The organism is Xenorhabdus ehlersii (assembly GCF_003610465.1).
GTDB classification, from domain to species: Bacteria; Pseudomonadota; Gammaproteobacteria; order Enterobacterales; family Enterobacteriaceae; genus Xenorhabdus; species Xenorhabdus ehlersii.
The window spans coordinates 699,325-716,174 of the sequence record NZ_RAQI01000002.1; the positions used below are offsets into that span (position 1 = coordinate 699,325).

The window sequence follows — 16,850 nt, forward strand, 5'->3', positions numbered from 1 at the left end:
TTTTTACTATAGCTTAATGTGCTTTCTTCGCTTTTCGAATCTTTCTCTCTTCCGCAATAGCCACGAAAGCAAGCAGGGTAAGGCATACAAATGCTGAGGTATCCAGGGCAACAAATGTCCCTTTCCAACCCGTTAAACCAAAGACAGGCACGCCATCAGCAATCATCCCCAAACCGAGCTTGGCAAAGCTGTCACCGATTAAATAAGCAAATGTTCCTTTAACACCATCAGCCACACTGATCGCTTTTTTCGGTACAAACCCAACAGCAGCTACACCAATCAACAACTGTGGACCAAATACCAGAAAACCAAGCACAAACAGAGAGCCCAAATACATGTATTCACTGGTTGCATGTTGATAGAATTCAAGGCAGACAATAATCAACCCTAACGAGACACAGGCAACCAGGGCACGACGGCCATTCGCCAAATCTGACAAATACCCCCACATTAATGTGCCTACCAGCGCCCCTATTTCGAACATGGTAAAACCAGTGATGGCGGTTTCTTTTGATTGTCCCAATTCCTGATAAGCATACACTGTTGACCATTGGTCAATACCAATACGCACGATGTAAAGGAAGATATTGGCAAAACAAAGCAGCCAAATGACTTTGTTTTTTAATACATATTCAACAAAGATCTCACGTTTGGTCATTTGGTTTTTTTCTGCCGCGATATCTTCTTCGCTGACAGGCTCATCAAATAACTCTTCTACCTTACCCAAACCATAACTTTCTGGAGAATCGCTACCATAACGCAATCCAATGAAACCAATGATCAGGGCGATAATAGAAGGGAAAATAAACATCCCTATTACATGACCATCAAAGAAATAATTGGCACCAAAGAGTGCAATCCCAGCCGCAGCGGCACCACCTACATTATGTGACATATTCCACAAACCCAGATAGGTTCCACGCTTGTTACGGGGAGTCCATTTCGTAATAGTGGAATAGCTGGCAGGCCCACCGATACTTTGGAAAAAACCACTCAACGCATAAAATGCCACCATCAGGAAAATGCTGATGCCGGAATTTCCCATACTCATACTAAACCCTAACATGGCGATGCCAGATAGGATCAGCATAAATGGCAGAAATTGTTTGGTATTTTTGCCATCGGCATAATAAGCAACAACGGTTTTACCAATACCATAAGTAATAGAAAAACCTAATCCTATCAACCCAAGCTGCGTCATCGACAAACCATAAGTCGAGATCATATCGTTTTGGGCTATGTTAAAGTTCTTACGCACCAAATACATAGCCATATAGCCAATAAAAACCACCAAATACGACTGCATAAAGGGTTTGAACCACATTTTACGGCGTACTTCCACTGGAAGATCCAGTGTTGGCTTACGAATTTGTTCTAGAATCTTAAGCATTTGAAATCCTTAGATAACTACAAAAAAAAGAGCCTTTTTGAAGCAGGTGAAAATAAAAAAGACAAATCGCAAGAAAGCAAAAATTTTCGTAGTTATAGTTTTCGTAAATATAGTTTCGCAGATATAGTTATTATCGGGTCAGTTTAGAAAACTAAAGGAAGATTGGCTTGAGCTATGGTCCTAGTTTAGCTAGGAATATTTCCTAGTTTTATCCTATTCGAGCATAAAGCGTGAAAGAAATCACACTCTTTGCTCAATATATCCATATAAGTACCTATAAAAGAGAAACCCGCGCGGTGAAGTAGGCGGGTTAGATTAGTTATTGCTTTAGTCAGGCCGCCTTGTGGCGCTTATTTGCTGATTTTCTTTTTTCGCTTTTCATCGCTTTGTTGTGAACTTCTGTCAGTATCCGTTTTTTCTCACTATTGGCAAAACGATTTAAAACTTGCCTGATTAACGGCTGATAGCCCAAGCCATTAAGGTCAGCTATCATTTTCAGGTCTTCAATCAGAGACTTATTCAACCTGATTGAAATCGGTTGCAAATCCAATGCCTCATTAATCAGATCATCTGTTATATCATCAGACACTTTGACGTGAACTTCACTGCGACCAAGCTCACCGTTATCCCATACTTCATCAGTGGAAGCTATCAGGTTTGTTTGCTCATTTCTCTGTTCCTAGACCCTATTTTCCGTAAATTCTCAATTCATCTTCGTTAGGTGCATAGGCTGTTCTTATGGCTACTCCTTTTTCAGGATAATAAATAAAGACCATCTTTAATTTAACACCGTAATCAGTTTCAGATATAAACCACTTAGTTGGCGGGTCGGTTCTATTGTCTTCTCTTGTGTCCTCAAGAAAACACCCAACCCGATTAGAAAAACACTGGAGTATATACAGAATAATCTACGAAACAGATCAAAACTCAAAACAACTCAAACCCACTCATAAAACCTCAGTAATTTCTGTATGATTGATAGATAAAGTAAATTGCTAACTTATAATTTTTGTATGTACAAAATCAGTTTTAGCCGTCCGTGGCTCAAAAGCAGCCAGTTAAGTGACCTATCATTTTTATTACACTTCTGGAATGTCGCTATCAAACCAATTAGTGAAGCTATTGTCGTAATAGTCGCCCCTAGCGTCATAACGGCACCATTTTTGTTGATTTGATAGCGTTCAATTTCAAGAAAAACTCTGATGGTATTTTGAGCATGATACTATAAAGTATTTTACAATACCGTCAAAAATTGCATGCTGATTTGGTGAGATATGGAAGCAAAAAAGCCCTGAAATCAGGGCATTAATTAGAAAATCATCATGATTTGGTGAGGCTCTAAATCATTCCCACTCAATTGTCGCTGGTGGTTTACCGCTGATGTCATAGACTACCCGCGAAATACCATCAACTTCATTAATGATTCTGTTCGAGACACGACCCAAGAAGTCATATGGCAGATGCGCCCAATGAGCGGTCATAAAGTCAATGGTTTCTACCGCACGCAGAGAAACAACCCAGTCATATTTACGGCCATCACCCATAACACCAACAGAACGCACTGGCAGGAACACGGTAAATGCCTGGCTGACTTTATGGTACAGATCCGCTTTATGCAGTTCTTCAATAAAGATAGCATCAGCACGACGCAGCAAGTCACAATATTCTTTCTTCACTTCGCCCAATACGCGAACACCAAGGCCCGGACCTGGGAATGGATGACGATACAGCATGTCATATGGCAGGCCCAATTCCAGGCCGATACGACGTACTTCGTCTTTGAACAACTCTTTCAGCGGTTCAACCAGACCCAGTTTCATATCTTCTGGTAAGCCACCGACATTGTGGTGAGATTTAATCACATGGGCGTTGCCAGTTGCAGATGCGGCTGACTCGATAACATCTGGGTAAATCGTGCCCTGTGCTAACCACTTAATCTGAGTTTGTTTCGATGCTTCTTCATCAAACACATCAATAAATACGTGACCGATGGTTTTACGTTTAGCTTCTGGCTCATCAATGCCTGCCAGTGCAGACAGGAAGCGGTCTTCCGCTTTAACATGTACGATGTTCAGGTCAAATTTACCTGCAAACATTTCCATCACCTGCTCCGCTTCGTTCAAACGCAGCAAGCCATTATCGACGAAAACGCAAGTCAGACGCTTACCAATCGCACGGTTTAACAGCAATGCGGTAACTGAGGAATCTACACCGCCAGACAGAGCCAAAATAACATGATCATCACCAATCTGCGTACGCAGACGTTCTACGATATCGTCGATGATCGAAGCAGGAGTCCACAGCGCTTCACATTGACAAATATCCAGAACAAAGCGTTTCAGGATATTCAAGCCTTGGTGAGTATGAGTCACTTCTGGGTGGAACTGCACGCCATAAAAGCGTTTTTCTTCGTTAGCCATGATAGCAAACGGGCAAGTATCAGTGCTGGCAATGATTGTAAAGTCAGCAGGGATCGCCGTCACTTTATCACCATGACTCATCCATACATCCAGCAGAGGTTTGCCCGTTTCACTCAGGCCATCTTGAATATCGCGGAATAGTTCGCAATTATTCTTGATTTCAACCTGTGCATAACCAAATTCACGCTCATCAGAGTTGGAAACCTGGCCGCCCAATTGCATAGACATGGTTTGCATACCATAGCAGATACCCAGCACAGGTACGCCTGCATTAAAAACATACTCCGGCGCACGTGGGCTATTGTGCTCAGTCGTACTTTCTGGTCCACCAGAAAGGATAATACCATTCGGATTAAATTCACGGATTTGTGCTTCAGTGACATTCCATGTCCAAAGTTCACAATAAACACCGATTTCACGAATACGGCGAGCAATAAGCTGGGTATATTGCGAGCCAAAATCAAGGATAAGAATGCGATGCTGATGGATATTAGTTGTCATTTGAGGTGAATTCCAAAAACAAGTGGCAATAAAAGATAAAAAAAGTCAGGGGCCCAATAATGGGCCACTCTAAATAAGATTACAGACCTAAACGATAGTTTGGTGATTCTTTGGTGATAGTCACATCATGAACGTGGCTTTCTTGAATACCTGCACCACTGATACGAACGAATTCAGCTTTAGTTCTCAGTTCATCAATGGTTGCACAACCAGTCAGCCCCATACAGGAACGCAAACCGCCCATTTGCTGGTGAACGATGGTTTTCAGCAGGCCCTTGTAAGCCACACGACCTTCGATACCTTCAGGAACCAGTTTGTCAGCTGCATTATCAGATTGGAAGTAACGGTCAGAAGAACCTTTGGACATCGCGCCCAAAGAACCCATGCCGCGATAAGATTTGAACGAACGGCCTTGGTAAAGTTCGATTTCACCCGGAGATTCTTCTGTTCCTGCCAGCATGGAGCCAACCATCACACATGATGCACCCGCCGCAATTGCTTTAGCAATGTCACCAGAGAAACGGATACCACCGTCTGCAATAACAGGAATACCAGTGCCATTCAGTGCCTCAACTGCATCTGCAATAGCCGTGATTTGAGGAACACCAACACCAGTAACGATACGGGTTGTACAAATAGATCCAGGACCGATACCCACTTTAACTGCATTCACACCCGCTTTTACCAGTGCTTTAGCACCTTCACCCGTCGCTACGTTACCGCCGATGATTGGCAGATCAGGATACTTAGCGCGAGTTTCACGGATACGCTGCAACACACCTTCAGAATGGCCATGGGAAGAGTCAATCAGCAGTACATCGACCCCCGCAGCAACCAATGCATCAATACGTTCTTCGTTGCCAGAACCTGCTCCCACCGCAGCGCCAACACGCAGACGGCCTTGCTCGTCTTTACATGCGTTTGGTTTACGCTCTGCTTTCTGGAAATCTTTCACCGTAATCAAGCCAAGCAAGTGAAAGTTATCATCAACAACCAGCGCTTTTTCAACACGTTGTTCGTGCATTTTCTGCAAAACAACTTCACGGGCTTCGCCTTCTTTTACCGTCACCAAACGTTCTTTAGGCGTCATCACCGCAGTCACAGGTTGTTCCAGATCAGTAACAAAGCGCACATCACGACCCGTAATGATACCTACCAGTTCGTTCTTTCCTGTTACCACTGGGTAACCTGCAAAACCATTACGTTCGGCCAGTGCATGGACTTCGCGCAAGGTCGTTTGTGGCGTGACAGTGACAGGATCAGTTACCACGCCACTCTCATGTTTCTTCACGCGGCTGACTTCTTCAGCCTGGCGTTCAATCGACATATTCTTATGAATGAAGCCGATGCCCCCTTCTTGTGCCAGTGCGATTGCCAGTGAAAATTCCGTCACAGTATCCATGGCTGCGGAAAGCATAGGTATGTTCAGGCGAATAGTGGAAGTTAATTGAGTGGACAAATCTGCTGTGTTAGGCAAGACTGTTGAGTGGGCAGGAACCAACAATACATCGTCAAAAGTTAATGCTTCTTTTTTAATTCGTAACATGGGCAATATCTCACCAGGCTATGGAGCAATAAGAGGGATAAAATATTGCCGCGGCATTATACAGGCCGAAATCGGTTGCCTCCAGCATTTTTTAAAAAAAATTCTTGATTAGTAATATGATGGGATTAATATCAGTCAATTAAGTCATTGTTTTGAAGTTTGATCTAGCTCACATGTCACTACCAACCAATACCGGAATTTTTTCTGTTAGCCGTTTAAATCAGACTGTTCGTCAGTTACTTGAGCTGGAAATGGGCAGAATTTGGTTATCCGCCGAAATATCCAATTTTTCTCAGCCATCGTCAGGGCATTGGTACTTCACGTTAAAAGATGAGCGAGCACAAGTTCGTGCTGCCATGTTTCGCAGTCACAATTTGAGGGCAACGTTTCGGCCACAAAATGGTCAGCAAGTATTGGTTCGGGCACAAATCACCTTGTATGAGCCCAGGGGTGATTATCAACTGATTGTAGAAAGTATCCAGCCTGCCGGAGATGGTTTGCTTCAACAACAGTTTGAAATGTTAAAGCAAAATCTTTCCACCGAAGGCTTGTTCGATCAAATTCATAAAAAATCACTCCCCTCTCCTGCAAAACAACTCGGTGTCATCACTTCCACCAGCGGCGCAGCACTGCATGATATTCTGCATATCCTGAAACGCCGTGATCCTTCCTTACCAATTGTCATTTATCCCACAGCTGTTCAGGGAGCCGAAGCGCCATTACAGATTATTCAGGCAATTGAACTGGCAAATGCGCGACAAGAGTGCGACGTTTTGATTGTCGGACGTGGTGGAGGATCTTTGGAAGATTTGTGGTGTTTCAATGATGAACAAGTGGCACGGGCAATATTCCAAAGCCATATTCCCATTGTTAGTGCTGTCGGCCATGAAACCGATGTCACCATTGCGGATTTTGTCGCTGATTTACGCGCACCGACGCCTTCTGCGGCAGCAGAGTTAGTTAGCCGCAATCAAATAGAGTTATTACGACAAATACAATCCCTGCAACAACGCCTGGAAATGGCAATGGATTATTTCTTTGCTCAAAAACAACAGAGATTTAATGTATTGCAGCACCGCCTCCAGCAGCAACGTCCTGATTTGCAATTGGCGCGTCAGCAGAATCATTTAGCTGAGTTACGGCAAAAGTTGATTGATAGTTTTTTACGTTACCTAAAACAGCGCTCAGTTTCATATGAGAAGTTGAATCAGCGATTGTTGCAAATCCATCCTGAGCGGGAAATTCAGCGTTATAACCAATCTATCCAGCAACTTGACTTTCGTTTGAGACAGTCCATTGAACGGCAATTAGGGCATTATCGGGAAAAATTTGCCATTTCCTGTTCGCGCATGGAGGCTGTTAGCCCACTGGCAACGTTGAGTCGTGGTTATAGTATTAGCGAAGCTCCTGATGGAAAGTTGCTAAGGCAGGTTGATCAAGTAAAAGCAGGTGACAGGCTGAAAACGCGGTTGCAGGATGGCTGGGTTGAGAGTCAGGTAACGCAGGTTACAAAAGTCAATAAGAGAAAGAAATTAAAGTAGATTTAATAAGATAGCGGTGAATTTTCACCGCTATCGTTATAGGGTTATTTAAACGCTATTTTCCATTAGAGAAATTAGAAGCGAATTTCTGCACCCATAACATAGGTTCTGCCACGAGCAGTTTGCGTTTTAGTATCTTGATCCGCCATCATAGGTGACGTATTCATACGGTTCAATGCGTCAGAATAGCTTCGGTTAGTTAAATTCTGCACAGAGAATTTAATCAATAAATTTTTATTAATCTGATAATCGCTATACAAATCAATTATTGTTGGAATTTTATCTGATTTTTCCATTATGATTTTATTATTATCATCCCGTTCATCTCCAGGACTCTGATGATAAGATTGCCCTGTATATTTTATAATAGTTCCTATCCGAAGTTTTTCATCCAGGAAACGAACACCTGTATCTAATGTCAAATAGCGTTCTGGTAATTGAGATTCCGGGCTTGCTCCCATATAATGGGTCGTTAATGATGTCGGTTGCTGTGTTTTCTGTTGGCTATATGCCAATGAACTATAGAACATACCCGCATCATAATTAGCAGAAATCTCATAACCTTTCATAGTTACTGGTTTCAGGCTATTGGTATAGATATAAGCGCTAACATTCGGGTTAAGTGAACCCTCTTCTTCGGCGGTCAATTTTCCATCAAGTTTACACAGTTTCTTTCCAGTACAAAGCATATACTGATCACTACTCATGTAATTTTTAATTTTGGTATGGAATAACGTTGCTTTTAAGCGAAATGTATCCCCATCGACAATTAAATTCGGACGATAGCTATTAAATCCAATTTGATAGGTATCCGCTTTTTCACCTTTCAGGAATGGATTAATAGAAGTACCACCGTCATTGGAATGAAAAATTTCCTGAGCATTTGGTGCTCGCATTGAGTGGGTATAACTTATAAACGGTTGAAATTCAGGGATGATTTCTGCCGATAATAAGATATTTGGATTAAATCCACGCTCTTTTAGGTTTAATTGCGCCTCCCCTTGTGGGAAACACTCTACACGTTCTTCGCAGGCTGGTTTGAATCCTTTAATACTATAATCCAAATAATTTAACCCCAGATTAGCGGTATAAATGCCACGTTCAATTTTCAACCTAGTGTAAATACTGGCAATATTTTGCTCACCACTTGGAGCAAAGGAATTATTTTCTTCTGTGGATTTATATCCCTCAGCCAGATCTATACCTGTTTTCTTATTATATTTAGTACGCATCAATTTACTACCAAGAGTAAATGCAAAATCAGTATCAACATAATTAAATCTACTCGTGTTTCTAACATCAATAGATTTAGATTTATTATGCGATTCACTTTTACCCAAACCACTTAATTTATTATCCAGGAAACGTTGATCTCCATTTGCCTTACTAAGCAAAATTTTGGTATCGACCAATTCACTAAATGGTGTGTAATGATATTTCAAATAATAATCATTATTATCAACATGACGACTGTTAAATTTATTATGGTAAAAACGGCCACTTAATTCCAGATCATGAAAATCATTGGGTTTAATATTGAGCTTCATCAATTGAGAATTTGGCTTTTGTTTAAATGTCTTTCTGGTACCAAACTCTTCACTACTGATACCATCCGCATTTCGATAATGAGATTCAATATTATGCCCACTGAAAGCGAATAAGGCACCTAAAGAACCTTCCGAACTGAATGCCTGTGTTTTTCCTGCAACAGCCATCATGCCACTTCGACCGATACCATTGTTACCATATGTCCATTTAGTCCGAACTCCCAGATTATTACCTTCGAATATGACATCATCAACACCGATAGTACGGAAATTAGCACTTCCAACTAAGGCATTAATAGAGTCAGCGTCATCAGTTTGCCCTCGGGCAATGTCAACCCGAACAATAAAATTGGGATCAATCAAAGCACCAAACTGATTATAAGGCTGGCCTCCATGTGCAAATTCATTCGGTGCCGTACCATAAAAGGTCTGGCTGACACCATCCACCATCATATTAACGCGGCCGAAGCCACTTAAACCACGGATATTAACACTCACGACCCCTTGCCCCTGACTTGCATCCATCTGGGTATAAGTACCTGGCAAGCTACGCAATATGCTATCTACGGATTCTAATTTATGATCTTCCCCCACAGAGCTATAAGCCCCTGGTTTTTCCATGGCCTCAATCTGAGGAGAATTATGATTATCCTGGGAGCCTGAAACTTTCAGGCTGCTGAATCGTATGACTTTCTCTTTTTTATCGTCATTGCCATTTTCAGCATAAGCGATGCCCTGAAGCCCAATCAGCATTGCGCTGGCTCCAGCTATTTTTGCCACAGTTTTCATTAATATATTATCCTAATATTGAAGAATATTTATTACCACTCACATTGCTTCACAAATTTGTGCAATAAAACACCCAAGACGCTGATAAAACTATCAGCACCCTGAGTGATAATCAGCTATTTTTTATTAATCTTTTAATTCTGGAAAATAGGTTTTAGCGTCATCTAACATTAATAAGAAACTATAATCAAAGGCAATGTCATTCAGGCGATTAAAACGCCCTGGTTTTCCACCATGCCCCGTATCCATATTAGTCTCTAACAATAACAGACTGTTGCCCTGTTTCATTTCCCTTAATTTCGCTATCCACTTTGCTGGTTCCCAATATTGCACTTGGGAATCATGCAAACCTGTCGTAACTAACAAATGAGGATAACGTTGATATTGAATATTGTCATAAGGGCTATAGGATTTAATACGGAAGTAATCTTCTTTATTATTTGGATTACCCCACTCTTCATATTCACCCGTTGTTAATGGAATAGAGGCATCAAGCATAGTTGTCAAAACATCCACAAAAGGCACTTTTGCAATCACACCACGGTATAATTCTGGCGCCTGATTAATGACCGTACCCATTAATAAACCACCCGCGCTGCCACCTTCGGCATAAACGCGCTTGCTATTACCATACCCATCTGCAATCAAGGTTTTGGTCGCATCAATAAAATCGTGGAAACTGTTTATCTTATTTTTGAGTTTACCCTGCAAGTACCAATTTTTGCCCAAATCACCACCACCACGGACATGCACCAAGGCATAGACAAAACCACGATCCAGCAAACTCAGCAAGGCAGAACTAAAATAAGGGTCCATGCTGATGCCGTAAGAACCATAACCATAAATCAGGATCGGGTTCTCACCCTTTTTGAACAAAGACTTGTGGTATACCAGAGAAACAGGGACTTCCACGCCATCACGAGCTTTTACCCAGATGCGCTGGCTTTCATAGTTTTCTTTGTTGAATCCTTTTACTGCCTGTTGCTTCAACAACTCACCCTCACCTGTTTGCATATTCCACTGGAATACTGAACTTGGTGTGGTCATCGATGAATAGCTATAGCGCAAGAAATGGGTATCGGGCTCTGGGTTGTAACCCAATGATGCCATATATGCCGGATCATCGAATTGAACCCGTTTTTCCTGCTGGGTTTTCCAATCAATCTGGCGGATCGACGACAATCCTTTCGTGCGTTCCTGTACAATCAACCAATCGTTGAACAGAGCAAAATTTTCCAGATCGGTATTTTCCTGTGGAGCAATCACGGTTTCCCAGGGTTTATTAATGGTATCTGTCCGATATAAGCCAAATAATGGGTTTTCGTGATTAGAGCGGATATAAAATTGCCCACGGAAATGGTCTAAATCATATTCACGCTCAGCTTGACGAGCAGAAAAAACCTGCGGCTCTGATTGTGGATTGTTAGCATCAATCAATCGATATTCTGAACTCGTGTAACTGGTACTCGAAATCAAAATATAATCAAGTGAAGTACTCTCTGAAATCGACAGATAGAAGCGTTCATCTTCCTCTTGATAGATCTTTTTATCTTGTTGGCTATCAGTGCCATATTGGTGACGGAATAACTGATAAGGCAGCAACGTTTGTGGATCTCTACGCACATAAAACAGCGTCTCGCCATCATTTGCCCACACAATGTTGCCAGAAGTATTTTCTATGACATTATTTTGCCAATCGGTATCACTGAAATTTTTAAATGAGATCTTGTAGTTACGACGCCCTTGGGTATCCTCTGCCACTGCGATGCGCTTATTATCCAATGAAACCGCAAAACCACCAAGTTGATAAAACTTATTGCCTTTTGCCCGCTCATTACCGTCAACCATGACCTGCCAATCGGTTGAATTATCGACGGGCTTGCGCTGGTAGATTGGAAAATCTTTTCCTGCCTCATAAACAGTACGATAAATATACCCATTATAGGTATAAGGAACAGACTGATCCTCTTTGTTCATTCTATCAGCCATTTCTTTATAGAGAGTTTCGCGCAACTCCTCACCTGATTTCAGCATCTGCTCGGCGTATTGATTCTCAGCCGTTAAGTAATCAATGACGTTTTTATCCTGACGGTTGTCATCGCGCAACCAATAATAGTTATCAACACGCACATCTCCGTGGAGTTCCATTTTATGCGGCTGTTTTGTGGCCATAGGTGGCACCATATTTTCCTCCATTGCAGTAGTCGCAAAACTGTGGCTCAATAAACTGCCACTGAGCAACAAGCCAAGCATTACTCTTTTACCGCGCACTGCCTTACTGCATATCGTATTACTGCAAACCATCTTTTCTTTATTCGACCTTTTCGTATCTGATGAAAACGCCGCCTTATGCTGTGACATGCCATCAACCCTATATTTTTATTGAGATAAATAAAAATCTATCGGCAGTTCAACCGTAACACTACCATTAGTTAAAACAACTTCAGGTGGCTTAGGTAAAGGCTGTGCCCTTTCCAACACCATCCTTGCTTCCCTGTCCAGTGAGTTAGTTCCTGAACGTCGAGTGAGTTCACTGTTAATTACGACACCCAATGGGTTAACCGTAAATTTCACCATCGGACGCCCTATTCGTCTTCTTCTCTGGGCATCTTCTGGATATTTTTTATAGCGGTTTAAATGTCCGGCTACTTCTGCCTGCCAAACGGCTTTGGCATCGGCAATGGCATCAGAATTGCTTTCATAGGAGGCAGCGGTACGAGCGGTCACATTGTCGGCCGTCGTATTACTGGTTGTTGGCGCAGCACTACTTTGGGATTTTTCACTTTCTTGCTCTTTTGCTTTCACTCGCTTAACAGGCTGAGTTTTCTTCGGTGCATCTTGTTCTTTCTTTTTTTTCTTCTGCTTATCCACCAAAAGTAAGGCATTTTCATTTACATCCAATTTTGGCATGTTAATTTCGTCAACTTTGCTCTCCTGCTGCTGACTGGCAACAGATAGCTGCTGCTCAATGCCAATTGGCTGTTTTTGTATTTTTTGTAGCGCTTCTGTCTGCGTTGACAGTTCCACCATCACCGCCGGCGGAGGAAGAAGCTCCTCAAGATCCACATCCTTTGGTTTGTAGACCAGCCATCCTACGAACAAGGCATGAAGTGTGATCGCAGCGAGAAAGGATTTTGTCACATGACCAGAGTGAGCATTTTGATACGTGGTGTACGTCAACATTTCTTATAGCACATTATGTCAATAATAAATGGAGATGAATGATAATCAATTCAATATATAAATGAAAACTATTTTTATTTGTTAATTAGTCACTTCCTTGTGATACCTACTATTATTTAGTTATATTTTCGCTTACTTTGGGTGTAAACCAGACAAAATCAGCATATTCGCTATCTAACGAAACGCCCTCTTCCGCGATGACAAAGACGGCTATTTTTTCATTTGGCGCTATTTTTTTGACATGCTGAGGAACCCCCATGGCTTTTACCGCGTGATATCCTCCGGCAAACAGTAAGGCAGGTGATGGAGCCTTAATTAGCTGCTCGGCCATCCGTTGATCCCGCATTTGCTGAATCTTAGTCATGCCAGAAAGAAGTTGTGGCTCTATATTTCCGCCATGGGAATTTTTAATTGTGGCTTCAATCAGCTTTTTGACCTCATCAGAAACCAGTGAATTTTTATCTTCTACATCATGATTTTTATACGCTTGTTCAATTTCGCTGCGATCCAAATTTGCTGCCAACAGAGGATAAGGTGCTCTCATCAGTTGCATAACTAAATCACCATACCATTTCCACGGCCAGCCCTGTTGCCATGCCAATAAATTCTGAATCCGCTCTTCCCTGACGATCGGATCACCTTGCAACCAGCTTTTCACCTTATTCACTTTTTCTTGCTGGTTTGGGTTAATCATTTCCAGTAATACGGCACCCTGGGGACGCTTTTGTCCAAGTTGCTGAACTAACCATAACTCGATTTGGTGATGGTAAGGATTGTCATGTTTTTCACCAACAATGACACGAGGGTAATTTGCCAATAGCTCCAGCAGTTGATCTGGCGTGATCGCTTTGCCTGTTGTCATATCAAGCACCGCACCAGATCGCATCAACTCGCCAGGGAGAGTTTGCTGCACTACCTGAGAGCTATTTTGAGCGTTGTTTAGAGCTGCGGTACAACCTGCGAGAAAACAACCGCCAAGCAGGAGAGAACTGGTTAAAAAAGTCGATTTTATACGGGTAGATGTTTGCATAACTGTTAGTCATTAAAAAAGTAATCATCAAAAGAAAAATTGCCCGCATACTATAGATAATGAGAATTATTTACAAATTTAAAAACCCTGCCAGGCATAAGCCTAACAGGGTAGTTCACCGATTTATCCCAAATTTACGATTAGAGTGGGGAGTTATTTTTATAGTGGATCTGTTTGTGCTTCAACAGCCGCCAATGCCACCATATTCACGATACGACGTACAGAAGCAATCGGTGTCAGGATATGAACGGGCTTTGCAACCCCCATCAAAACTGGGCCAACAGTTACACCCTCTGAACTGGTCACACGCAGCAAGTTATAGCTGATACGAGCCGCTTCCATACTCGGCATAATTAACAGGTTTGCTGAGCCTTTCAACGGGCTATCCGGCATGATATCGCGACGGATACTTTCCACCAGCGCAGCATCACCGTGCATTTCACCATCAATTTCAAGCGATGGTGCCATGTGCTGAACCAATGCCAATGTCTTACGCATTTTTTGCGCAGAGTCACAATCAGAAGAGCCAAAACTTGAGCGTGATAGCAAGGCTACTTTAGGTTCAATACCAAAACGGCGAACAGTTTCAGCCGCCATCAGCGTGATTTCTGCCAACTCTTCTGGGCTTGGATCTTCATTAACATAAGTATCGGCAATGAACGTATTTCCCGTCGGTAACATCAAAGCGTTCATGGCACCTGCAGTATGCACTCCCTGACGGAAACCAAAGACATCTTTCACGACCTGATAATGTTCACTGTAGCTGCCAACAGTGCCACAAATCAGGCCATCTGCTTCACCACGGTGCACCATGATTGTACCTATCAGCGTTGGATTACCAATCACTGCCCGACGTGCTTGCTCTTGCGAAACACCACGGCGCTTCATCATTTGATAATATTCTTGCCAATATTCTTTGAAACGTGGATCATTTTCATTGTTCACCACTTCAAAATCTTTACCTGCTTCAATATGCAGCCCCTGTTTTTTAATCCGCATTTCAATGACGCCAGGGCGACCAATCAGGACAGGGAATGCCAGCCCAAGGGAGACAAGTTCTTGTGTCGCATGTAGTACACGAACATCTTCCCCTTCTGCCAATACAATCCGTTTCTTCTCTTTTTTGGCTTGGGAAAAGATTGGTTTCATAAATAAGTTGGTCTTATAGACAAACTCATTGAGTTTCTCAATATATGCCCCGAAATCGGTAATAGGTCGGGTTGCCACACCTGATTCCATCGCCGCTTTCGCTACCGCCGGTGCAATTTTTACAATCAAGCGAGGATCAAACGGTTTTGGAATGATGTAATCAGGGCCAAAGAACAAGTCTTGATCGCCATAGGCAGAAGCAACTTCCTGACTTTGCTCAGCCAGTGCAAGATCAGCAATGGCATGCACACAGGCAAGTTTCATTTCTTCATTGATGGTTGTAGCCCCAACATCCAATGCGCCACGGAAAATAAACGGGAAGCAAAGAACGTTATTCACCTGATTAGGGAAATCAGAACGACCAGTACAAATAATTGCATCAGGACGTACTGCTTTTGCCAATGGTGGCAAAATCTCTGGCTCTGGATTGGCTAATGCCATAATGAGCGGATTTTTTGCCATGGTTTTTACCATGTCTTGTGTCAATACGCCTGGCCCAGAACAACCAAGGAAAATATCAGCATCAGGGATCACATCTGCCAATGTACGGCTGCCATTATCTTCAATAGCATAATCCGCCTTGGTCTTTTCCATGCTCTCTTCGCGACCACGATAAATAACCCCTTTTGAGTCACAGACGACAATATTTTCACGTTTCAAACCCAATGCTACCAGCAGGTTCATACAAGCAATTGAGGCAGCTCCAGCTCCCGATACCACCATGCGCACCTTGCCAATGTCTTTATTAACTACCCGCAATCCATTCAGCACGGCTGCGGTACAGATAATGGCTGTACCATGTTGATCATCGTGGAATACAGGAATTTTCATGCGCTCACGGAGTTTCTGCTCAATGTAGAAACACTCTGGTGCTTTAATATCTTCAAGGTTGATACCACCAAAAGTGGGTTCCAGCGCTGCGATGATATCAATCAATTTATCAGGATTGGATTCATCCACTTCGATGTCAAAAACATCAATACCAGAGAATTTCTTAAATAAAACGCCCTTCCCTTCCATAACAGGTTTACCGGCTAATGCACCGATATTACCCAACCCTAAGACAGCGCTGCCGTTAGAGATAACCGCAACAAGATTGCCACGTGCAGTATATTTATAAGCTGCCAAAGGATCTTCTGCTATTTCAAGACAAGGTGCAGCAACACCCGGTGAGTATGCCAATGCCAAATCACGTTGCGTTGTCAGGGGTTTGGTTGGTGTAACCGTAATTTTTCCAGGTTGTGGGAACTCATGAAAATCAAGAGCGCTTTGTTTTAATTTTTCATCCATCATCAGATCCTTTACGCGTCATGTCTTAGTGAAAACCGTTTCAGTATAATAGTTACGGAAGGTTAAATCATGATGTCAGCAACATTTTGTTCATAATCTTTAAAATCAAGGTGCAAAAAACAAACAAATGATGACGTTACGTTAATCAATATTATATAGATATTATCTTAATGATACCCACATAGGGGTATTTCATCTCAAATTAATAACCTGATAAATTAATTAAAGATGGATTTTAAAATTAACATTTAAAATAAGTTTACAAAAACAAAACTTAATCTATAAAATATTCATCCAAATTTATTTGGAAAATTATTAGCAATTAAGGAAACACATTTTCTTATGAAAGTGAATTTCATTTCATCTGAGTGGTTAAACCTGTTTGCGCCATTTCTATTTTTATATCAGGATATATTTTCAGAATCTCATTAACGATGATTCAATATACTCCATAAAAATCACAC

The 16,850-nt window shown here is 42.1% G+C and carries 10 protein-coding genes; 1 reads left to right on the forward strand and 9 read right to left on the reverse strand.

Annotated elements, in window-relative coordinates; translation table 11 throughout:
- Positions 1-13 precede the first annotated feature (13 nt).
- From uhpT to guaB, 4 genes are all read right to left on the reverse strand, one after another.
- Positions 14-1,390 (reverse strand): hexose-6-phosphate:phosphate antiporter, encoded by a 1,377-nt coding sequence (gene uhpT / locus BDE27_RS09155; RefSeq protein ID WP_099131333.1) that lies wholly within the window; start codon positions 1,388-1,390, stop codon positions 14-16.
- A gap of 331 nt (positions 1,391-1,721) precedes the next feature.
- Complete coding sequence (locus tag BDE27_RS09160) at positions 1,722-1,979, reverse strand: hypothetical protein (protein WP_244208738.1); 258 nt, start codon at positions 1,977-1,979, stop codon at positions 1,722-1,724.
- A 754-nt stretch (positions 1,980-2,733) separates the two neighbouring features.
- Positions 2,734-4,311: a glutamine-hydrolyzing GMP synthase gene (gene guaA / locus BDE27_RS09170; protein WP_099131336.1), complete on the reverse strand. Its 1,578-nt coding sequence runs from the start codon at positions 4,309-4,311 to the stop codon at positions 2,734-2,736.
- A 79-nt stretch (positions 4,312-4,390) separates the two neighbouring features.
- Entirely contained in the window at positions 4,391-5,857 is a 1,467-nt protein-coding gene (gene guaB / locus BDE27_RS09175; RefSeq protein WP_099131337.1) for an IMP dehydrogenase, read from the reverse strand.
- Positions 5,858-6,030: 173 nt separating this feature from the next.
- Here guaB and xseA point away from each other — a divergent pair, with 173 nt between their 5' ends.
- Positions 6,031-7,398, forward strand: coding sequence for an exodeoxyribonuclease VII large subunit (gene xseA, locus BDE27_RS09180; protein ID WP_099131338.1), 1,368 nt, complete (start codon positions 6,031-6,033; stop codon positions 7,396-7,398).
- 74 nt (positions 7,399-7,472) lie between these two features.
- Here xseA and BDE27_RS09185 read toward each other — a convergent pair whose 3' ends face one another.
- The 5 genes from BDE27_RS09185 to maeB all read right to left on the reverse strand — a co-directional run bounded on the left by BDE27_RS09185 (position 7,473) and on the right by maeB (position 16,386).
- A complete protein-coding gene (locus BDE27_RS09185) occupies positions 7,473-9,734 on the reverse strand; it encodes a TonB-dependent receptor domain-containing protein (protein WP_099131339.1) in 2,262 nt (753 codons plus the stop codon).
- Positions 9,735-9,860: 126 nt separating this feature from the next.
- Positions 9,861-11,930: a S9 family peptidase gene (locus BDE27_RS09190; protein ID WP_244208762.1), complete on the reverse strand. Its 2,070-nt coding sequence runs from the start codon at positions 11,928-11,930 to the stop codon at positions 9,861-9,863.
- A 183-nt stretch (positions 11,931-12,113) separates the two neighbouring features.
- Positions 12,114-12,917 carry an energy transducer TonB family protein gene (locus BDE27_RS09195; RefSeq protein WP_099131340.1) on the reverse strand — a complete coding sequence of 268 codons (804 nt, stop codon included), beginning with the start codon at positions 12,915-12,917 and terminating at the stop codon, positions 12,114-12,116.
- Positions 12,918-13,029: 112 nt separating this feature from the next.
- The gene (locus tag BDE27_RS09200; protein WP_099131341.1) at positions 13,030-13,947 is read right to left on the reverse strand and encodes a ChaN family lipoprotein; all 918 of its coding nucleotides are present in this window, start codon (positions 13,945-13,947) and stop codon (positions 13,030-13,032) included.
- A gap of 159 nt (positions 13,948-14,106) precedes the next feature.
- Positions 14,107-16,386: an NADP-dependent oxaloacetate-decarboxylating malate dehydrogenase gene (maeB, locus tag BDE27_RS09205; RefSeq protein ID WP_099131342.1), complete on the reverse strand. Its 2,280-nt coding sequence runs from the start codon at positions 16,384-16,386 to the stop codon at positions 14,107-14,109.
- Positions 16,387-16,850 lie beyond the last annotated feature (464 nt).